Source organism: Streptomyces sp. NPDC107575 (assembly GCF_055657265.1).
The window spans coordinates 260,526-280,621 of record NZ_JBVKBG010000004.1 but is presented as its reverse complement, the minus strand read 5'-3'; the positions used below and the strand labels follow the sequence as shown (position 1 = coordinate 280,621).

20 protein-coding genes are annotated in these 20,096 nt (G+C 70.2%); 6 read left to right on the top strand and 14 right to left on the bottom strand.

The genetic code is table 11. From position 1 onward, the window contains the following. Positions 1-27: 27 nt before the first annotated feature. The 7 genes from ccsB to hemL all read right to left on the bottom strand — a co-directional run bounded on the left by ccsB (position 28) and on the right by hemL (position 7,712). The gene (gene ccsB, locus ACZ7L4_RS20840) at positions 28-1,119 is read right to left on the bottom strand and encodes a c-type cytochrome biogenesis protein CcsB (RefSeq protein ID WP_472104493.1); all 1,092 of its coding nucleotides are present in this window, start codon (positions 1,117-1,119) and stop codon (positions 28-30) included. Next, entirely contained in the window at positions 1,116-2,834 is a 1,719-nt protein-coding gene (gene resB, locus ACZ7L4_RS20835) for a cytochrome c biogenesis protein ResB (protein ID WP_472104491.1), read from the bottom strand. The genes ccsB and resB overlap by 4 nt, the downstream gene beginning before the upstream one ends. 3 nt (positions 2,835-2,837) lie before the next feature. After that, a complete protein-coding gene (locus ACZ7L4_RS20830; RefSeq protein WP_472104489.1) occupies positions 2,838-3,602 on the bottom strand; it encodes a cytochrome c biogenesis CcdA family protein in 765 nt (254 codons plus the stop codon). A gap of 6 nt (positions 3,603-3,608) precedes the next feature. Beyond that, on the bottom strand, positions 3,609-4,229 hold the full coding sequence (locus ACZ7L4_RS20825; RefSeq protein ID WP_472104487.1) for a TlpA family protein disulfide reductase: 621 nt from the start codon (positions 4,227-4,229) through the stop codon (positions 3,609-3,611). A 66-nt stretch (positions 4,230-4,295) separates the two neighbouring features. Then, positions 4,296-5,531: a polysaccharide deacetylase family protein gene (locus tag ACZ7L4_RS20820; RefSeq protein WP_472104485.1), complete on the bottom strand. Its 1,236-nt coding sequence runs from the start codon at positions 5,529-5,531 to the stop codon at positions 4,296-4,298. Between the two features lie 166 nt (positions 5,532-5,697). Then, a complete protein-coding gene (locus ACZ7L4_RS20815) occupies positions 5,698-6,390 on the bottom strand; it encodes a histidine phosphatase family protein (protein ID WP_472104483.1) in 693 nt (230 codons plus the stop codon). After that, complete coding sequence (hemL, locus tag ACZ7L4_RS20810) at positions 6,387-7,712, bottom strand: glutamate-1-semialdehyde 2,1-aminomutase (RefSeq protein ID WP_472104481.1); 1,326 nt, start codon at positions 7,710-7,712, stop codon at positions 6,387-6,389. The genes ACZ7L4_RS20815 and hemL overlap by 4 nt, the downstream gene beginning before the upstream one ends. 205 nt (positions 7,713-7,917) lie before the next feature. Here hemL and ACZ7L4_RS20805 point away from each other — a divergent pair, with 205 nt between their 5' ends. Continuing rightward, on the top strand, positions 7,918-8,490 hold the full coding sequence (locus ACZ7L4_RS20805; protein WP_385755655.1) for a hypothetical protein: 573 nt from the start codon (positions 7,918-7,920) through the stop codon (positions 8,488-8,490). A 9-nt stretch (positions 8,491-8,499) separates the two neighbouring features. Here ACZ7L4_RS20805 and ACZ7L4_RS20800 read toward each other — a convergent pair whose 3' ends face one another. Next, a complete protein-coding gene (locus tag ACZ7L4_RS20800) occupies positions 8,500-9,366 on the bottom strand; it encodes an LLM class flavin-dependent oxidoreductase (RefSeq protein WP_472104479.1) in 867 nt (288 codons plus the stop codon). A gap of 136 nt (positions 9,367-9,502) precedes the next feature. Between ACZ7L4_RS20800 and ACZ7L4_RS20795 the strand changes: the two genes are divergently transcribed. Continuing rightward, positions 9,503-10,705: a glycosyltransferase family 4 protein gene (locus ACZ7L4_RS20795; RefSeq protein ID WP_472104477.1), complete on the top strand. Its 1,203-nt coding sequence runs from the start codon at positions 9,503-9,505 to the stop codon at positions 10,703-10,705. 391 nt (positions 10,706-11,096) lie between these two features. Here ACZ7L4_RS20795 and ACZ7L4_RS20790 read toward each other — a convergent pair whose 3' ends face one another. From ACZ7L4_RS20790 to ACZ7L4_RS20780, 3 genes are all read right to left on the bottom strand, one after another. Further along, the gene (locus ACZ7L4_RS20790; protein WP_472104476.1) at positions 11,097-11,744 is read right to left on the bottom strand and encodes a CE1759 family FMN reductase; all 648 of its coding nucleotides are present in this window, start codon (positions 11,742-11,744) and stop codon (positions 11,097-11,099) included. After that, complete coding sequence (locus ACZ7L4_RS20785; RefSeq protein ID WP_472105616.1) at positions 11,741-12,832, bottom strand: LLM class flavin-dependent oxidoreductase; 1,092 nt, start codon at positions 12,830-12,832, stop codon at positions 11,741-11,743. The genes ACZ7L4_RS20790 and ACZ7L4_RS20785 overlap by 4 nt, the downstream gene beginning before the upstream one ends. Before the next feature lie 122 nt (positions 12,833-12,954). Beyond that, entirely contained in the window at positions 12,955-13,545 is a 591-nt protein-coding gene (locus ACZ7L4_RS20780; RefSeq protein ID WP_472104474.1) for a TIGR03086 family metal-binding protein, read from the bottom strand. A gap of 94 nt (positions 13,546-13,639) precedes the next feature. Here ACZ7L4_RS20780 and ACZ7L4_RS20775 point away from each other — a divergent pair, with 94 nt between their 5' ends. Then, complete coding sequence (locus ACZ7L4_RS20775; RefSeq protein ID WP_472104472.1) at positions 13,640-14,449, top strand: DUF6597 domain-containing transcriptional factor; 810 nt, start codon at positions 13,640-13,642, stop codon at positions 14,447-14,449. Between the two features lie 11 nt (positions 14,450-14,460). Here ACZ7L4_RS20775 and ACZ7L4_RS20770 read toward each other — a convergent pair whose 3' ends face one another. The 3 genes from ACZ7L4_RS20770 to ACZ7L4_RS20760 all read right to left on the bottom strand — a co-directional run bounded on the left by ACZ7L4_RS20770 (position 14,461) and on the right by ACZ7L4_RS20760 (position 16,673). Beyond that, positions 14,461-14,658: a hypothetical protein gene (locus ACZ7L4_RS20770; RefSeq protein ID WP_472105614.1), complete on the bottom strand. Its 198-nt coding sequence runs from the start codon at positions 14,656-14,658 to the stop codon at positions 14,461-14,463. Further along, positions 14,633-15,412, bottom strand: coding sequence for an SDR family NAD(P)-dependent oxidoreductase (locus ACZ7L4_RS20765; protein ID WP_472104470.1), 780 nt, complete (start codon positions 15,410-15,412; stop codon positions 14,633-14,635). Before ACZ7L4_RS20765 ends, ACZ7L4_RS20770 begins: the two co-directional genes overlap by 26 nt. A 67-nt stretch (positions 15,413-15,479) precedes the next feature. Then, a complete protein-coding gene (locus tag ACZ7L4_RS20760; RefSeq protein WP_472104468.1) occupies positions 15,480-16,673 on the bottom strand; it encodes an RtcB family protein in 1,194 nt (397 codons plus the stop codon). 200 nt (positions 16,674-16,873) lie between these two features. Between ACZ7L4_RS20760 and ACZ7L4_RS20755 the strand changes: the two genes are divergently transcribed. The 3 genes from ACZ7L4_RS20755 (at position 16,874) to ACZ7L4_RS20745 (ending at position 20,087) form a co-directional block, all read left to right on the top strand. Then, positions 16,874-17,746, top strand: coding sequence for a DUF3558 domain-containing protein (locus ACZ7L4_RS20755; protein ID WP_472104466.1), 873 nt, complete (start codon positions 16,874-16,876; stop codon positions 17,744-17,746). Positions 17,747-17,895: 149 nt separating this feature from the next. Further along, entirely contained in the window at positions 17,896-18,699 is an 804-nt protein-coding gene (locus ACZ7L4_RS20750; RefSeq protein ID WP_472104464.1) for a DUF3558 domain-containing protein, read from the top strand. 137 nt (positions 18,700-18,836) lie between these two features. Beyond that, complete coding sequence (locus ACZ7L4_RS20745; RefSeq protein ID WP_472104462.1) at positions 18,837-20,087, top strand: DUF2637 domain-containing protein; 1,251 nt, start codon at positions 18,837-18,839, stop codon at positions 20,085-20,087. Positions 20,088-20,096: the final 9 nt, after the last annotated feature.

The following is a 20,096-nucleotide window of genomic DNA, read 5'->3' as shown; positions in this document are numbered from 1 at the left end:
GGGACCGGCCTTCTTCTCGCTTCGGAGTCACACCCCGGCGTACGAGTGCTTTCCGGTGACGAAGATGTTCACGCCGTAGTAGTTGAAGATCCAGCAGCCGAACGCGATCAGCGCCAGGTAGGCGGCCTTGCGGCCCTTCCAGCCGGCCGTCGCGCGGGCGTGCAGGTACGCCGCGTAGGCGACCCAGGTGATGAACGACCAGGTCTCCTTGGGGTCCCAGCCCCAGTAGCGGCCCCACGCGTCGCCCGCCCAGATGGCGCCCGCGATGATCGTGAACGTCCACAGCGGGAAGACGGCCGCGTTCACGCGGTAGGAGAACTTGTCCAGGGACTGCGAGGCGGGCAGCCGCTCCATGACGGACGTCGCGAAGCGGCCGGGCTGGCCGCCGGACGCGAGCTTGTTCTCGTAGGAGTCCTTGAAGAGGTACAGGATCGTGCCGACCGCGCCGACGTAGAAGACCGCGCCGCAGAAGATCGCCGTCGAGACGTGGATGTACAGCCAGTACGAGTGCAGCGCCGGGACCAGCTGGTCGCTGGAGGTGTAGAGCACCGTGGTGGCGAGGCCGAGGTCGAGCAGGACCGTGATGACCAGCGGCAGGCCGAGCCAGCGCACGTTCTTCTTCAGCGCGAGCAGCACCAGGTAGATGCCGACGGCCACGGTGGAGAAGGTGATGGAGAACTCGTACATGTTGCCCCACGGGGCCCGCTCCACCGAGAGCGCGCGCGTGAGCACGCCGCCGAACTCGATGATGAACGCGAGGGCCGTGAGCGAGATGGCGATGCGCCCGTACAGGTCGCCCTGCACGTCACCGGCGGCGGCACCGGGACCGTCCGGCACGTCGCGCGCGCCGGCGGCGGCGCGGGTGACGACCTTCGGCCGGTCGAGGACGGCCGTGCCGCCCTCCTTCTTCTTGACCGTGACGGCGGGCGCGGCGGCCGCCGCCTTCGTCTCGGCCTTGCCGGTCAGCGCGGCGGCGGTACGGCCGACCTTGCTGCGGCTGCCGAAGATCCACTCGGCCATGTTCGCGAAGAACGCGAGCAGGTACACGGCCATCGACGAGTAGATGAGGACGTTACTGGTGTGAGCCAGGTTCTCGTTGACTGCGGCGGCGAGATTCACTTCTCAGCCCCTTCGGCGGCAGGAACAGCAGTAGGTGATTCGGTGGATTCGGGGGTCTCGGGCGCGCTCGGCGCCTCGCTGTGCAGCTGGTCGACCAGGGAGCCGAGCTCCTCCGGCAGCTTCGCGGACTCGCTGCGGCCGAGGCCCGCGAGTTCGACGACGGTCACCCCGTCGGGGCCCGCCTCGGCGCGCACCCAGACGCGGCGGCGCTGGATGAACAGGGAGCCGGCCAGACCGCCGATCGCGGCGATGGCACCGCCGAGTGCCCAGGTGTCACCGGGCTGGTGGGAGATCTGGAAGGTGACCCATTCCTTGATGTCCTTGTCGAACGTGATGGAGCCCGCCCCGTTCGGCAGCTTCATCGTCTCGCCGGGCAGCAGCCGCTGCTTGAGCGCCTTGCCCTTGGAGTCCTTGAAGGCCTTCATGTGCGAGGTGTCCAGCTGGTACACGTTCTGCGGCAGGCCCGCGTCCACGCCGAGGTCGCCGTGCGTCGCGTTCAGCGCGAGGACGGGGAAGTCGAGCGCCGGGAACTGGGAGAGCATCGTGCCCTTGCCCGCGCCCGCGAACGTCGGCACGAACCAGGCGGCGAAGCCCAGCTGTTCCTTCTTGCCCTGCGCGTTCTTGTAGCCGTCCATCACCTTGATGGCGCCCTGCGAGGAGATGTTGGAGTCGATCGGCAGCATCGGCACGGTCTGCTGCGAGACGACCTTGCCCTTGCCGTCCCGGACCGTGACGGGGACCGCGTAACCGTGCCCGTTGAGGAAGATCTTGGTGCCGTCGATGTCCAGCGGGTGGTTGGACTCGATCTTGCCCTGCTTCGTCTTGTCGCCGGAGCCCTCGGTGTAGCTGACGTTCGCGCGGAACGTGCGCGGGGTCCCCTTCTCGGGTCCCGTGCGCTCGTACGTGGCCGTGAACTTGTCGAGGGTGAAGCTGAACGGCGACAGGTCGTGGTCGCTGTCGAAGAGGTTGCCCGACTTGAAGTCGTCGTACTGGGTGAGCGTGTTGGCGAAGCCGTCGCCCTCGGTGACGAGCTTGCCGCCCTCGAACTTGAACAGCTGGCCCCAGGCGAAGGAGACGAGCATCACGATCAGCGCGATGTGGAAGACGAGGTTGCCGACCTCGCGCAGATAGCCCTTCTCGGCGGCGACCGCGGTCCCGGTGACGTGTGCGCGGTAGCGGCGCTTCTTCATCATCGCGAGGGCGGCGGCGCGCACCTGCTCGGGGTCCGCCTCGGTGCGCCACGTCGCGTACGCGGGCAGCCGGGTGAGCCGCTTGGGCGCGCCCGGCGGCCGGCCGCGGAGCTGGCCGACGAACTGCCAGGTGCGCGGCACGATGCAGCCGATGAGGGAGACGAAGAGGAGCAGGTAGATCGCGGAGAACCACACCGAGCTGTAGACGTGGAAGAAGCCGATCTTGTCGTAGAGCGGCGCGAGCACGTCGTGTGCCTTGCGGAAGTCCTCGACCTTGGTCGGGTCGGTGCCCTGCTGCGGGATCAGGGAGCCGGGGATGGCGCCGAGGGAGAGCAGGAACAGCAGGATCAGGGCGACCCGCATGGAGGTGAGCTGCCGCCAGAACCAGCGGACCCAGCCGATGACACCGAGCTTGGGCAGGTTGGGCGCACGGTCCTCCTGGGGAGCCGTGCTCAGCTGGGACGCGGCCTCGGCCTCAGTGGTCTCGCCACCGGTCGTCGGCAGGTCGTCGGTCGTGTTGCTCATGGATCAGATTCCCACCTGGAAGCCGGTGGACCAGGTCCGCATCTGCCCGACAAGGGCGTCCCACGCGCCCGTGAGCAGAAGAACTCCGGTCAGGATCATCATGATGCCGCCGATGCGCATCACCCACGTGTAGTGCTGCTTGACCCAGCCGAACGCGCCGAGCGCCTTGCGGAAGGCGATGGCGGCGAGCACGAAGGGCACGCCGAGGCCGAGGCAGTACGCGATGGTCAGTATGGCTCCGCGGCCGGCGGTGCTCTGCACCGAGGAGAGGCCGATCACGGAGGCGAGGGTCGGGCCGATGCAGGGGGTCCAGCCGATGCCGAACAGCGCGCCGAGGACCGGGGCTCCGGCGAGCCCGGCGGCGGGCTTCCGGTGGAAGCGGAACTCCCGCTGCGTCATCCAGGGCATGAAGCCCATGAAGAAGACGCCCATCAGGATCATCAGTCCGCCGAGCACCTTGGTCAGTACGGGCTGGTACTCCTGGAGCGTCTGGCCGAAGAAGCCGAACAGGGCGCCGCCGGAGACGAAGACCGCGGTGAACCCGAGGACGAACAGGCTGGCGCCCGCCGCCATCCGGCCCCGCCGCTGTTCCATCAGGTCGGTGCCGGTGATGCCGGTCACGTACGACAGATAGCCGGGTACGAGGGGCAGCACGCACGGCGAGAAGAAGGAGACGAGGCCGCCGAGCAGGGCGATGGGGACGGCGAGGAGCAGCGCGCCGTCCGTGACGGTGTCACCGGCGGCGAGCGCGACGAGGGAGGAGCTCACCGTCGCTCACTTCTCCGCGACGACCGGCGCGACCATCTTGCGCAGGGCCTTCTCGCTGAGCGGCTTGAGGGAACGCGCCGCGATCTTCCCCTCGCGGTCGACGACGATCGTCGAGGGGATGGCCTGCGGGTTGAGCGTGCCCTTCTCGAACTTGAGGAGCAGCCGGCCGGTCGGGTCGTAGAAGCTCGGGTACGGGACCCCGTAGGACTCCTCGAACTTCTTGGCCGGGTTGGTGCTGGTGTCGCGGGTGTTGATGCCGAGGAACTGGACGCCCTGCTTCTCGGTGTCCTTGGCCACCTTCACGAAGTTCGGCGCCTCGGCGCGGCACGGCGGGCACCAGGAGCCCCAGACGTTGAGGACGACGACCTTGCCCTTGTAGTCGGACATGTGGAGCGTCTTGCCCTCGAGGTCCTTGCCGCTCAGGTCGGGGGCGTTGTGGCGCTCGCCCTTCTTGACCGTGGCGATGCCGCCGGACCCGGTGACGAAGTTGGTGTTGTTGCCGCCGCCGGACGTGCCGCCGGAGCCGCAGGCCGTCAGCGCGAGGGCCGCCACGGCGGCTCCTACGGTCAGCTTGGCGGCGCGGCGCTTCGTCGCGGTGGTGCGGGGGGCGCGGGAGGCGGCACTCATGTGAAAAGTTTCGCATGTCTGTTTAGGGGATCTTCCGCACCCCCCTCGCGGTGGGAAAAGCCCACTTCAGGAGGGGTTTGCGAGGAACTTGCGCCAGCCTTCGGAGGGCTGCTGTCCCACGTCGAGCGTACGCAGCTTCGCGAGCGTTTTCGGGTCCTGCGCGTCGAGCCAGTCGACGAACTGCCGGAAGGAGACGAGCCGCACGTCATCGTGCTTGTCGGCGGTGGCCGCGATGTGTTTCAGCGCGTCCTCGACGGCGTCCATGTAGATGCCGCCGTTCCACTCCTCGAAGTGGTTGCCGATGAAGAACGGCGCCCGGTTCGTCTCGTATGCCCGCTTGAATCCCTGGATGTACGCCTGCGTCGACTGCTTGCGCCAGCCCGGGTAGTTGTAGGCGGGCGCGCGCGTGGAGTTGAGGGACTGGTTGGCCAGCATGTTGTAGTCCATCGACAGGACCTCGAAGCTCCGGCCGGGGAACGGGACGGCCTGCAGCGGCAGGTCCCACACCCCGAGCCGCTTGTCGGGCCAGCGCTGGACGCCGCCGGGCGAGGATGCGTCGTAGCGCCAGCCGAGGTCGCGGGCGGCGGGCAGCAGGTTCTCCTGGCCGAGCAGGCAGGGCGTACGGCCGCCGACGAGTTCCTTGTCGTAGTCGAAGGGCAGCGCGGGCAGGTCGTCGCGGCCCGTGTGCGTGCGCCACTTCTTCACGAAGGACGTCGCCTGGTCGATCTCGTCGCACCACTGCGCGGGCGTCCAGTTGGCGACGGTGCCGGGGCCCGCGCAGAAGTGCCCGTTGAAGTGCGTGCCGATCTCGTGCCCTTCGAGCCAGGCCCGGCGGACGTACTTCAGCGTCTCCTCGATGTGCGCGTCGGTCAGATAGCCGATGTCGGAGGCGCCGACCGGGTTGTTCGGCGGGCGGTAGAGCCGCTTCTTCGACTCGGGCAGCAGGTACAGGCCCGAGAGGAAGAAGGTCATGTGCGCGCCGTGGTCCTCGGCGAGCTTCAGGAAGCGGGGGAAGAGGCCGTTGCCCACCTCGCCCGCGCCGTCCCACGAGAAGACGACGAACTGCGGCGGCTTCTGCCCCGGTTCGAGCCGCTCGGGCCTGGCCGGCTGATGCGGCTGCTTCCCGGTGTACGCCGTCGAGCCGTCGCCGATGGGCCTCAGCCGCCGGGCGGGCGGGCCCGCCTTGCCGTGCCCCTGCGAGGTGACCGTCCGGCCACCGCCCGTACCGCACCCCGCGAGCAGCGCCCCGCTCGCCGCGCCCGCACCGAGCCCGAGCAGTCCCCTGCGACTCACGTCCCGCATTCCGTCGTCCCCATTCCTCACGCCACCCCATTCACAGGGGCGCCCGGGAAGAGGGATCGAGGAACACGCGGGTTCCGGTAAACGGTCCGCTTTTGCGGCGATTTGAAGAGGTACGCGAAAGGCCGCCGGGTTGACGGCGGCCTCTCAGCGAAACGATTGCGCGGGATCAGGCCCCGAAGGCCTTGTCCTTCCCCTTCACGGGCTTGGCGCCCGCGAGGAGATGCGCGGGAACGAGATCGCGGGCGGGCTCGGTGTAGCCCACGGACACGATCTTGTCGCCCTGGTACGTGAACGTCGTCAGCGAGGCCAGCGTGCACTGCCGCTTGCGCGGGTCGTGCCACAGCCGCCGCTTCTCCACGTAGGAGCGGACGATCCAGATGGGCAGCTGGTGGCTGACGCACACCGCCTCGTGCCCGCGCGCCGCGTCCTTCGCCGCGTCGAGCGCGCCCATCATCCGCACGACCTGGTCGATGTACGGCTCGCCCCAGGACGGCTTGAACGGGTTGACCAGGTGCTTCCAGTTCTCCGGGTTCTTCAGCGCGCCGTCGCCGACGCCGAAGGTCTTGCCCTGGAAGACGTTGCCCGCCTCGATCAGCCGCTCGTCACTGTCCAGGTCCAGGCCGTGCGCCTTCGCGATCGGCGTCGCCGTCTCCTGCGCACGGTCCAGCGGGGACGCCACGACGTGCGTGATGTCGCGCGCCGAGAGGTGCTCGGCGACCCGGTCGGCCATCCGCCGGCCGAGCTCGGACAGGTGGTAGTCGGGCAGGCGCCCGTACAGGATCCCGTCCGGGTTGTGCACCTCGCCGTGGCGCATCAGATGGACGACGGTGATGTCGTCGCCCGACTTCGGGGCGCTCATGCCGTGGCCTCCGCGGCGGCGCGGGCGGCGGCCGGAAACGCCGCCGCGATCCGCTCGATCGCCCGCTCGTCGTGCGCGGTCGACACGAACCAGGACTCGAACGCCGACGGCGGCAGGTACACGCCCTGCTCCAGCATCGAGTGGAAGAACGGACCGAAGCGGAAGGCGTCCTGGCCCTTCGCGTCCTCGTAGTTCGTCACCTCGTTCTCCGTGAAGAACACGGTGAACATGTTCGTCGCGTTCTGCACGCGGTGCGCGACGCCCTCCTTGGTGAGCGCCTCGGAGACCAGGCCGCGCAGCTGCTCGCTGGTCGCGTCGACCTTCGCGTACGCCGCGTCGTCGAGCAGCCGCAGCTGGGCGACGCCCGCGGCGGTGGCGACGGGGTTACCGGACAGCGTGCCCGCCTGGTACACGGGACCGGCCGGTGCGAGGTACGCCATCACGTCGGCGCGGCCACCGAACGCGGCGGCCGGGAAGCCACCGCCCATGACCTTGCCGAACGTCATCAGGTCGGGCACCACACCGTCGACGCCGAACCAGCCGGCCTTCGAGGTACGGAAGCCGGTCATCACCTCGTCGGAGATGAACAGCGCGCCGTTCTCCGCGCACACGTCCTTCAGCCCCTGGTTGAAGCCCGCCTTCGGCGGCACGACGCCCATGTTGCCGGGCGAGGCCTCCGTGATCACGCAGGCGATCTGGCCGGGGTGCGCGGCGAACGCGGCCCGCACGGCCTCGATGTCGTTGTACGGCAGCACGATCGTGTCGCCGGCCTGCGCGCCCGTGACACCCGGGGTGTCCGGCAGGCCGAGCGTCGCGACGCCCGAACCGGCGGCGGCGAGCAGCGCGTCGACGTGCCCGTGGTAGCAGCCCGCGAACTTGATGACCTTCGCCCGGCCGGTGAAACCGCGCGCCAGCCGGATCGCCGACATGGTCGCCTCGGTGCCGGAGGACACCAGACGCACCTGCTCGACCGGGTCGATCCGCCGGACGATCTCCTCGGCCAGCTCGACCTCGCCCGCGCCCGGCGTACCGAAGGAGGTGCCGCGCGAGACGGCCTCCTGCACCGCCGCGATCACCTCGGGGTGGGAATGGCCGAGGATCATCGGCCCCCACGAGCACACGAGGTCGACATACTCGCGCCCGTCGGCATCGGTGAGATACGGACCGTTACCGGACACCATGAACCGGGGCGTTCCGCCCACCGCACGAAATGCGCGCACGGGCGAGTTCACGCCACCGGGCGTCACCGCTTCCGCACGGTCGAAAAGCCCCTGCGACGCGGGTGCCTCATAGGGATAGGGAGTGTTGTTCGCCTCTGCCATACCTCTCAGCGTACGGCCCACCCTCGCGCGCCCCAGCGCGCGGACCCGCGGGACTCTAGACTCTGCATCGCGCCACGGCGCGCCGACACGTTTCGGCGGGGGACCGTGGGGGAGGTCACTGACACGATGATCGGGTTGCGCGCAGGCGGTCGCGCGGCCTACAAAAGGGCTTGCGCGGCCCGGGGAACAGCAGTCGGGTGGAGATATGCATCGCGGTGGCGGACTGGGCGAGGGGACCGGCGACCTGGGCCCCCGGCGTGCCCGGCGGGGGAAGCACCGACGCGAAGAGGGCGAAGAGGCCCGGGACATCAGGGACGGGGACATCGGGAATGGTGGCCGGGTGGGGGTGACCTACAAATACTTCGGCGCGCCCGACGGCGCGACCGCCGCCCGCGTCCCGATCTCCATGCGCCCCGAGGAGCTCGGCGGTGACGAGCTGGGCATGGGCGGCATGTTCACCAAGATCAAGCCGGAGACGATGGCCGCGATGGTTCTCACCGGCATAGAGGGCATACCCCTGCACAAGGTTCCGCCCCTGGAGCTCGTCGTCCTGCACCCCGACTACGCGGTGGTCAAGCTCCCCATGACGGTCGTCGACCCGCTGCGCGGGGTCGGCGAGGAGTCCGTCGGCGCCGCGGCGTTCATCTGGTCCACGGTCCCCGACCGCGGCGGCCCGCGCGACGCGTTCAACGTGTACCAACTGCTGCACGAGTGGCAGGACTTCAGCCACCGGCTGCACGACGCGGGGCATCAGGCGTACTGCCTGGTCTGGCCCTGACCCCGGGCCCTACAGCACCGGCGGCCCCGCCTCGATCCTGCGCAGCACCGCCTCGTACGAGTCGATCGACCCGCCCGTCTGCAACTGCCGCTCGTCCCACCACGTCGCCCCCGCGTCCGCCAGCGGCCCCACGATGTCGAGCGCGGCCGCCTTGCCGGGCGGCGTGAGCCCGCCGACGACGAACTCGAAGGGGCCCTCGGCCGACTCCCGGTGCTCGGTCACGTACCGGACGACCTCCGCGAACCGGTCCGGGCGCGGCGGCACACCGTGCAGCGCGTCGGCGAACAAGGGGGCCGCGCCGTCCCAGCGGGCCGCGCGGCGCATCGGCCGCCGGGCGGGCCAGAAGCCGCCGATCCAGACGGGCGGGCGGGGCCGCTGGACGGTCGCGGGCAGCAGCTGCGTCTCCCGTACGCGGAAGTGGGCGCCGTCGTGGTCCACGTCCTCCCCCGACCAGTACCGGGCGAGCAACTCCAGGCCCTCGTCGAGGCGTTCGGCGTGCACGACCCGGTCGACGGTGTCGCCGAAGCTCCCGAACTCGTCATCCGCGGGGCCGCCCAGACCCGCGCCGAACACGACCCGGCCGCCGCTGAGCGCGTCCAATGTGGCGACCTGGCGAGCGAGTTGCTCGGGCCGGTAGCGGGGCACGGCCGCGACCAGCGTGCCCAGCTTGATCCGGGACGTGGCCAGGGCCGCCGCCGTGAGCAGCATCCACGGGTCACCGAAGGGCTTCCCGCGCTGCTCCTTCTTGTCGTGCACGACGTGGTCCCACAGCAACAGGCCGTCCCAGCCCGCCTGTTCGGCGGCCTGAGCCGTGCGGGCGACGGTGCGGGCGTCGGCGAAGTCACCGAAGTTCGGGATGTTGACCGAGAAGCGCATGACGCCATGATGGCGGCCGGGGCGGCCGCCCGACAGGGCCGCGGCCCGACGGAGGGTCCCCTGTTCGGTGGTCGGCCGAAGGGCTTCTTCCCCGGATCTCACCCGCGGCGCGCGCCCGGCGGGGAACACATGCGCCATGAAGATCGCGTTCCTGCTGCACAACGTGTACGCCGTCGGCGGCACGGCGCGCACCACGCTGAACCTCGCCACCGCGCTCATCGAGCACGGCGGCCACGAGGTGGAGATCGTGTCGGCGTCCCGGCACCGGGAGGACCCCCGGTTCCCGGTCGACCCGCGGATCGGCCTCGTACCGCTGGTGGACCTGCGGCCGGGGACGGCCGACACGCTGAAGTCCGCGTACGGAAAGCGGGCCCGGGTCTACCCCGCCGCCGACAAGCGGCACCGGCAGTACACGCTGCTGCACGACCTGCGCGTACGCGAGTACCTCCAGGAGCGCTGCGAAGCCGACGTCGTCATCGGGACGCGGCCCGGGCTCAATGTCTGCCTCGCCCAGTGGGGGCCGAAGCGGGCACTGCGGATCGCGCAGGAACACCTGCGGCACGACGCACACAGCACCAGGCTGCTCAGGACCCTCGCCCGGCGCTACCGGACGCTGGACGCGCTCGTCACGGTCACACGGGAGGACGCGGAGGTGTACCGGGCGCGGATGCGGCTGCCCGGCGTGCGGATCCTCTCCGTGCCGAACATCGTGCCGCCGGTCGATGTGCCGCCGTCGGACGGCACCTCGAAGATCATCGCCGCGGCCGGGCGGCTCTCCCCCGGCAAGCGCTACGACCTGCTCCTGGAGGCGTTCACCGCGGTGTCGGCGCGCCACCCCGACTGGGAGCTGCGGATCTACGGGGGCGGGCGGCAGGAACCGCGGCTGCGGGCGCTCGTGGACGAGCTCGGGCTGCGCGGGCGGGCCCGCCTCATGGGGACGGTGTCGCCGATCGAGCCGGAGTTCGCGCGGGCGTCGATCGTGGTGAGCGCCTCCGACGCGGAGTCCTTCGGGATGACGCTGGTCGAGGCGATGCGGTGCGGGGTACCGGTCGTCTCCACGGACGCGCCGCTCGGTCCCGCCGAGATCATCACGGACGGCGTCGACGGGCGGCTCGTGCCGGTGGGCAACGCGAGTGCGCTCGCCGAGGCGGTCCTCGACCTCATCGAGGACGGGCCGGGGCGGAGGAGGATGGGGGTGGCGGCGAGGGCGGCCGCGCGGCGGTACGACCCGGAGCCGATCGTGCGGCGGTACGAGGCGCTCTTCGAGGACCTGGGGGCGTCTCGGCGGCGGCGGGCGTGGCGGAGGATCGGGGGGCGGCTGCGGCCGGGGGACGGGTGACATCGACGCCACCCGGTCCCCGGCCACGGGGCTGTCCTTGCCGAACCGGCGTTGCGCTCTCGGGGCTCCGCCCCGGACCCCGCTGCTCAATCGCCGCAGGGGCTTGATTTACCTGCCCGCACCGCCCCACCAGGCCACTGTTCCCCGGCCCGTTCCCTCCAGGGGTGTCGGCCCCACGGGGTGACGCCCCCACTCAGGGCGAGCCGCCGCATGCCCGGCTCCCCACCCGTCGCGGTCGGCCGCAACCGCCTTGGGCAATCTGCCGCCACCACGGCTCCCCACCCGTGACGGCCGGCCGTCACCGCCTTGGGCAATCTGCCGCCTTGGGCGGCAGGGTGGGCAAGGCGGCGCCCCGGTGCCGCGCGATGGGCACCGGGACGCCGGCCACGGGTCAGCCGACCCGCAATGCCTCCAGGCGTTCCGCGAACGGGGTGACCTCGAAGCCGTCCGCCGGGTCCACCGAGGTGACCGCTCCGTGCAGGGAGCGCGGGGCGATCGCCGCGGAGGTGTCGACGTCGGGGGCCGCGGCCGACGGGACCATCAGACGGGCAAGCTCACCGCCCGCCCGGGCGATACGGGACGCCAGGCCCTCGTCGCCCCAGTCCTCCGACGCCGCGTAGACCGCCGTGGGAAGGACGACCGCCCGCAGATACGTGAACAGCGGGCGCAGCGCATGCTCGGTCACCAGCGAGTGGCGGGCCGTACCGCCCGTCGCCCCGACCAGCACCGGCTTCCCGGTCAGCGCGTCCTTGTCGATCAGGTCGAAGAACGACTTGAACAGGCCGCTGTAGGAGCCCGAGAAGACCGGCGTGACCGCGATCAGACCGTCCGCCGCCGCCACCGCGTCCAGCGCGGCGGCGAGCCGGGCCGGCGGAAACCCGGTGACGAAGTGCTGGGCGATCTCCGTGGCGTAGTCACGCAGCTCAAGCACCTCGACCTCCGCGTCCACGCGCTCCGTGGTCGCGACGGCCAACCGGTCGGCCAGCAGCCGAGTGGACGACGGGGAGCTCAGCCCCGCCGACACGACGACGAGCTTCATGCGCTCTTGACCTCCTCGTTCTTCGCCGCGACGCGCGCCGCGTGGGTGGGCGCGTCCGGCACGTTCGCAGGACGCTTGTTCGCGAACTCCTTGCGCAGCACCGGCACGACCTCCTCGCCCAGCAGGTCGAGCTGCTCCAGGACCGTCTTGAGCGGCAGCCCCGCGTGGTCCATGAGGAACAGCTGGCGCTGGTAGTCGCCCACATGGTCACGGAACGACAGGGTCCGCTCGATGACCTCCTGCGGCGAGCCCACGGTCAGCGGCGTCTGCGAGGTGAACTCCTCCAGGGACGGACCGTGGCCGTACACCGGCGCGTTGTCGAAGTACGGGCGGAACTCCCGCACCGCGTCCTGCGAGTTCTTCCGCATGAACACCTGGCCGCCGAGCCCGACGATCGCCTGCTCCGGCGTGCCGTGCCCGTAGTGGGCGTAGCGCTGCCGGTAGAGGTTCACCATCTGCTTGGTGTGGCTCATGGGCCAGAAGATGTTGTTGTGGAAGAAACCGTCGCCGTAGTACGCGGCCTGCTCGGCGATCTCCGGCGAGCGGATCGAGCCGTGCCAGACGAACGGCGCGACGCCGTCCAGCGGGCGCGGCGTGGACGTGAAGGACTGCAGCGGCGTGCGGAACTTGCCCTTCCACGACACCACGTCCTCGTCCCACAGGCGCCGCAGCAGCGCGTAGTTCTCGATGGCGAGGTCGATGCCGTCACGGATGTCCTTGCCGAACCACGGGTAGACCGGGCCGGTGTTGCCGCGGCCCATCATCAGGTCGACCCGGCCGTCCGCGACGTGCTGGAGCATCGCGAAGTCCTCGGCGATCTTCACCGGGTCGTTCGTCGTGATCAGCGTCGTCGACGTGGACAGGATCAGGTTCTCGGTGCGCGCCGCGATGTGGCCGAGCATCGTCGTCGGCGAGGACGGGACGAACGGCGGGTTGTGGTGCTCACCGGTGGCGAAGACGTCGAGCCCGACCTCCTCGGCCTTCCGCGCGATGGCGAGCATCGCCTTGATGCGCTCGTGCTCGCTCGGCGCGCGTCCGGTCGTCGGGTCGACGGTGACGTCACCGACGGTGAAGATCCCGAACTGCATGCTGCTCACCTTGCTCACCTTCCGCAGGTTGTTGACGCTTCAACTATACCTGCCGAACGGTGCGCCGTCGCGAGCTATTCCCGCCCCCCGGGCCTGCCCCTCCCTCCTGCCCCTCCACTCCCCTACTCCCCGTACGGGTCCCGGCCCGTGGCGGCGAGCATCCGCGCGAACGGATCCGCGTCCGCACCCACCGGCACCGCCGCCCCGAACGCCCCCATCTCCCGGCCCGTCGGCGCAAGCCGCTCCACCACTCCCGTGAGCTCCGCGACCACCGCCGGATCGGCCCCGTACTCCTGACCGGTCGCCCGCGCCAGATCCCACGCGTGCGCGGTCAGATCCAGCAGCGCCATCCCGCCCACGGTCCGCGCCGGCATGTTCAGCGCCCCGGTCGTCCCCTCCTCGGCGCCGGGCGTCGACCACGCCTCTACCAGCGCGTCCGCCTCGCTAGCGAACCGCTCACGCCAGCCGCCCTCCGCCACGTAGTCCGGCGGCGAGGAGAAGTCGGAGTCCCGCTTCACCGCCAGCTTCTGGAACTCGACGACCACGTGCAGAAGGTGATTCACCAGCGTCCGCACGTCGTAGTCCGCACACGGCGTCGGGGCGTCGAGGTCCTTGTCCTCGACACCCGCGACCACCGGGACGGCACGGGAGGCGGCCGCGGCGAGCAGCCCGCCCAGAGGCTTCATGTCCGTCTGCTTCTCGTTCGTGTCCATACCTCGACGCTACGAGCGCGCGGACCGCCCGGCTTGAAGAAACACGACGCCCGACGCCACGGCCACTGTCAGTGCCCCGCTCTACGCTCGCCTCATGTCACAGGACCGCCGCCGTCCCGACACCCGCGGGATCGTCGAACCGACCGCGCTGCTCACGCGCGTGCGGCTGCGCCGGCACGAGCCCGCCGAGCCGCTGCGCCCGCACGTCGAGCACTACTGGTTCATCGACTGGGACCTGCCGGAGCCCTACGCCTCGCACGTACTGCCCCACCCGTCCGTGCACCTCACCTTCCAGCAGGACGACATCGACCAGCCGCCGTACGGGGAGCTGACCGGCGTCGCCGCGCCCGGGCTCTACGTCCGCAAGATCCACGGACGGGGAAAGGTGTGCGGGGTGAAGTTCCGGCCGGGGGCGTTCCGCCCGTTCGCGCCGGACGCGCCGGTCTCGCAGTGGACGGGCCGCGTCCTGCCCTACGAGGAGATCTTCCCGGCCACGGACCCGGCGGCCGTCCTCTCCCCCGCCGACGACGCGGGCCGGATCGCCGCCCTCGACGCGTACCTGCTGCCGCTGGCCCCCGCCGAACCCGACCCGCAGGCCGAACTCGCGATCGGACTGGTCGACCGCATACGGGCCGACCGAGGAGTCCGCCGCGTGGCCGACTTCGCACAGGCCGAGGGCATGACGGTCCGCTCGCTCCAGCGCCTCTTCCACGCGTACGTCGGCGTCAGCCCCAAGTGGTGCATCCTGCGCTTCCGCATCCACGAGGCCGTGGAGACGGCCGCGGCCCGCCGCGACATCGACTGGGCCGCCCTCGCAGCCGACCTCGGCTACGCGGACCAGGCCCACCTCGTCCGGGACTTCACGGCGACGGTGGGCGTGCCACCGACGGCGTACGCGGGCTGAGACCAGCCGCGCTAATTGGCGTGCTTGATCGCGTAAATCATCACGAACGCGACGATGTGAATCCCGAACAGGAAGTACCCCAGGTACCACCACATGTACCGCTCGCCGCGCTTCTCCTCCGCACGCCGCCGCTCGTCGTACTCCCGCTGCAACGCGTCCAGCGGATCGGGCGAGCCCGGCTGCTCAGGACTGGTCGGACTGCTCACGATGCACCTTCGTATTGGACGCCTGCGCACGCGGCCGCACCACCAGCAGGTCGATGTTCACGTGCGGCGGCCGGGTCACGGCCCAGCCGATCGTGTCGGCGACGTCGTCCGCGCTCAGCGGCTCCGCCACGCCCTGGTACACCTTGGCGGCCTTCGCCTCGTCCCCGCCGAACCGGGTCAGCGCGAACTCGTCGGTCTTCACCATCCCCGGCGCGACCTCGATGACCCGCACGGGCGTCCCGACGATCTCAAGCCGCAACGTCTCCGCGAGCACATGCTCCCCATGCTTGGCAGCGACGTACCCGCCCCCACCTTCATAGGTCCCGTGCCCCGCGGTCGACGACAGCACGACCACAGTCCCATCCCCACTCGCCGTGAGGGCGGGCAGCAGCGCCTGGGTGACATTGAGCGTGCCGATGACGTTCGTCTCGTACATCTGCCGCCACTGATCCGGATCCCCGGTGGCAACGGGATCGGCCCCGAGCGCACCACCGGCATTGTTGACGAGAACCCCAATGGTCTTGAACGCCGAAGCGAACTCATCAACGGCAGCCCGATCGGTCACATCCAGCGCGTACGCGACGGCATCGTGCCCGGCAGCCGTGATCTCCTTGGCGACCGCCTCGATCCGGTCCTCCCGACGAGCGGTGAGCACCACGCGATACCCCTCGGCCGCGAGCCGCCGAGCAGTGGCAGCACCAATGCCACTGCTCGCGCCCGTGACGACGGCAATACGAGATGCGGGGGCGGGAGCCATGGCCTTGCCCTACCTTTCGGCGACGATCCACTGAACCGAAGCCCAGGGTACGCGCGGCCCGAGCAGGTCAGCCCTTCACGCAGACGACCTGCTTGAGCTTGGCCACGACCTCCACCAGGTCCCGCTGCTGCTCGATGACCTGCTCGATCGGCTTGTACGCGCCCGGGATCTCGTCCACGACGCCGGAGTCCTTGCGGCACTCCACGCCCCGCGTCTGCTCCTCCAGGTCGCGCGTCGAGAAGCGCTTCTTCGCGGCGTTCCGGCTCATCTTCCGGCCGGCGCCGTGCGACGCGGAGTTGAAGGACGCCGCGTTGCCGAGGCCCTTCACGATGTACGAGCCCGTGCCCATGGAGCCGGGGATGATCCCGTACTCGCCGGAGCCCGCCCGGATCGCTCCCTTGCGGGTGACCAGCAGGTCCATGCCGTCGTAGCGCTCCTCGCTCACGTAGTTGTGGTGAGCGCTGATCTCCGGCTCGAACGTCGGCTTCGCCTTCTTGAACTCCTTGCGGATCACGTCCTTGAAGAGCGCCATCATGATCGAGCGGTTGTACTTTGCGTACTCCTGCGCCCAGAACAGGTCGTTCCGGTACGCCGCCATCTGCGGGGTCTCCGCGATGAACACGGCGAGGTCGCGGTCGACGAGGTTCTGGTTGTGCGACAGGCCCTGCGCGACGCCGATGTGATGGTCCGCCAGCTCCTTGCCGATGTTCCGGGAACCGGAGTGCAGCATGAGCCAAACCGCACCCTCTGAATCGAACGTAAGTTCGAGGAAGTGGTTGCCCCCGCCGAGCGTCCCCATCTGCTTCACGGCCCGCCCCTCCCGGAACTTCACCGCATCGGCGACCCCGCCGAACCGTCCCCAGAAGTCGTCCCACCCCGCCGTGGCGAAGCCGTGCAGCCGCCCCGGATCCACCGGATCGTCGTGCATCCCCCGCCCCACCGGAATCGCCTGCTCGATCTTCGAGCGGAGGCGCGACAGGTCGCCCGGGAGGTCGTTCGCCGTCAGGGACGTCTTCACCGCGCTCATGCCGCAGCCGATGTCGACGCCGACCGCCGCCGGGCAGACCGCGCCCTGCATCGCGATCACCGAGCCGACCGTGGCGCCCTTTCCGTAGTGGACGTCGGGCATGACGGCCAGGCCCTTGATCCAGGGCAGCGTCGCCACGTTCTGGAGCTGCTGCAGCGCGCCCGGGTCCACCTTGGCCGGGTCGGTCCACATGCGGATCGGGACCTTGGCTCCCGGAACCTCTACGTATGACATGAAATCCCCCGAGGATCGGATGAGTTGGTCGTAAGGGTTGAAACAAGTGAAGTGGATGTAGCGCAAATACCTGCGCCAGGGCGGCAAATCGGATGCCGGACCGGCGTCCACGGCGGCGCGTGCGATAGACATAGTGCCCATTGGCCGCCCCGCCGCGGCAACCGATTAACCAGGCGCAAGGCGCCGAGAGGAGCCTCAGGGTGCAGCGGAAGTCGTACGCGTTCGTACCGGGTGTCGCCGTGCTCCTTGCGGCCGTGCTCGCCGGCTGCACCAGCGGCTCCGACGACGACGGCGGGGCCGACGACTCGAAGCCCGGTGAGCCGAGCGCCACCGCGTCGACCGCGGAACCGGGCAAGTACCGGACGCTGCCCGAGCCGTGCAGCCAGCCCGGCCAGGACACGCTGAACGAGATGCTCCCCGGCATCAAGCGGCTCCCGGACGCGGAGCAGCGCGAGAAGGCGTACGAGGGCACGGCCACGGTCACGTACGACACGGACCGTCGGGTCGGGTGCCGGTGGAAGGACGATTCGGCCCGGGGCGGCACGCATCGGCTGAGCCTCGATTTCGAGCGGGTGGTGTCGTACGACACGGCGGTGAGCGACGACGACCGCGCGGCGGCGGTGTTCGCGTCGAAGGCGGAGGCGGCTGATCTGCCGGATCCGCTGTCGTCGGAGGCGTCGGCCTCGGCCTCGACGGAGGCCGAGAAGGAGGCTTCGGAGCCCGCGTCGTCCTCCCCGTCCGACAAGGCGTCCGGGAAGGCGTCCGGCAAGGCGTCCGACGAGCCGTCGGACGGCGCCTCCGGCTCCCCGTCCGCGTCCGCGTCCTCCGTCGATGATCTTCAGCCGCGGCTGCTCGACGACCTCGGCGACGAGGCGTTCGTGGATGACGTGCTGGCGGGTCCGACGACCGGTCGGCACCGCACGGTGACTGTGGCGTTCCGCACGTCGAACGTGTTGGTGACCGTCCAGTACGAGGTGCAGACGGCGACCGCCGAGAAGGTGCCGGACAGCAAGGAAATGCAGGACACAGCCCGGAATCTGGCCGGGAACCTGGTCGGCAAGTTCGGCGATTAGGGGCATTCGGGCACAGCCCGATGGCATGGTGAAGGCGAGACGCACGCGTCGGGCACGGCGTACGGTGACCCATCGAGCCCCACTCGTGAAGGTCGAATGGTCGTCACGTGGCGGGGCCGTGGCCCTGTCAGCGTCCTAGTGAAGGAACCATGCACCGTCCGACCAAGCGACTCACCCGCACCCTTGTCTGCGCGGCCGCCGTGCCTGCGGTTCTCGTCGTAGCCGGCTGCTCGTCCTCCGGTTCCGACAGCGCGAAGGACGACTCGCAGGCGAAGGCCTCGGCCTCGACCTCGGGCGCCAAGGCGAAGAAGGTCGCGCCCGCGACGTACAAGGAGCTTCCGCAGGCCTGCTCGTCGTTCTCGAAGAGCACGCTGGGCGACCTGGTCCCGAAGGCCGAGAGCAAGGCCGGCGCGTCCGACGACGAGTCGACGCGTGCGAGCTGCTCCTGGTCGAGCCTGGACAACAACGGCGTGAAGGGCTCGCAGTTCCGCTGGCTCAATGTGTCGTTGGTCCGTTTCGACTCGGATGTGAACCGGGGCAGCGGCGACAAGCTGGCCGAGGCGTACTACGCGAAGCAGATCGAGGACGCCAAGGCGACCAAGGGCGCGAAGGACGTCAAGACGACGCCGGTGTCCAAGACGGGCGACGCGGCGACGCAGATCAGCTACGACCGTAAGTACAAGGACAAAAAGGACGACGTCACGTCCAAGCAGCAGACGATCGTCTCGCGCGTGGACAACGTCGTGGTGACGGTGGACTACAACGGTTCGGGTCTCGCGGGCGAGGACGCCCCGGCCGCGGGCTCGCTGTCGAAGGACGCGCAGAAGGCGGCGAAGGAAGCGGTGGCGAAGGTCATCGAGTCCGCCAAGGGCGGCGACGCGGGCGGTTCGGCGAAGCCGTCGGCCTCCTCCCCGGAGTCCAAGGAGTCCAAGGAGTCGAAGAAGGGCGCGTGAGCGCAGCCCGCTGACCTCCTGCTGGAAGCCCGGTTCCCCCTTGGGGAGCCGGGCTTCCGCGCGTACCGGCCCGCGCCCCGGCCCGTGCATGTGCCAGTCTGTTGGCCGCAACAGCCGGAACTGGGAGGGGAAGTGGAGTGGCCGCGCCACTGAAGCTGACACGGACGCACCGGATACTCGTGGGGGTGGTGATCGCCGGAGCGGTGGTCATCGCGGCCATCGGGTTCGCCGGTTCGTACGCCGCCGTGCGGGAGTTGGCCCTGCAAAAGGGCTTCGGCAACTTCTCGTACGTCTTCCCGATCGGTATCGACGCCGGTATCTGTGTGCTCCTCGCGCTGGATCTGCTGCTGACGTGGATCCGGATTCCGTTCCCGTTGCTGCGGCAGACGGCGTGGCTGCTGACGGCGGCGACGATTGCCTTCAACGGCGCGGCGGCCTGGCCGGATCCACTGGGCACCGGTATGCACGCGGTGATCCCGGTGCTGTTCGTGGTGGCCGTGGAGGCGGCGCGGCACGCGATCGGGCGGATCGCGGACATCACCGCGGACAAGCACATGGAGGGTGTGCGGATCACGCGTTGGCTGCTGTCTCCGGGGCCGACGTTTCTGTTGTGGCGGCGGATGAAGCTGTGGGAGCTGCGTTCGTACGACGAGGTCATCAAGCTGGAGCAGGAGCGGCTGGTGTATCAGGCGCGGCTGCGTTCGCGGTTCGGGCGGGCGTGGCGGCGGAAGGCTCCGGTGGAGTCGCTGATGCCGTTGCGCCTGGCGCGGTACGGGGTGCCGTTGGCGCAGACGGCTCCGGAGGGGCTTGCGGCGGCTGGGATCGAGGCGCCGTTGTTGCCGCCTGCTCCGCGGGTGGCGGCGCCGGAGCTGGAGCGGGGGCCTGTGGAGCGTCCGCCGGTGGCGGAGGACGCGCCGAGCCAGTGGTTCGCCGAGCCGCGGCCGAAGGAGTACCGCGGGGACTACGACCCGTCGTTCGAGCCGCAGCCGCAGCCGCACCCGGAGCCCGATCCGGAACCGGAACCGCAGCCTCAGCCGCAGGCGGCTCAGCAGCAGCCCGCGCAGCAGCAGTTCCCCGTGCCGGCGCCGCGCGCGCCCGAGCCGGAGCCGGTCGCCGAGCCCGAGCCCGACTTCCCTGTGCCGAACGGTGCGGGCGGTACGCGGCCGTTGGGCGACGGTGTGCCGACGGTCGCGGAGGACCCCACGGACGACGAGCTCTACCAGGTGTTCCGCAGCTCGATAGCGGGCGAGGGGCTGCCGACGCCGCGCGCGTTCGCGGCGAACGTGGAGGCGCAGTACGGGCACCGGATGTCGACGGACGACGCGAACCGGTATCTGAGCCAGTTCGCGGTGCGCTTCGACCAGGACCTGATGGGCGACTACGCGTAACCCGGCGTG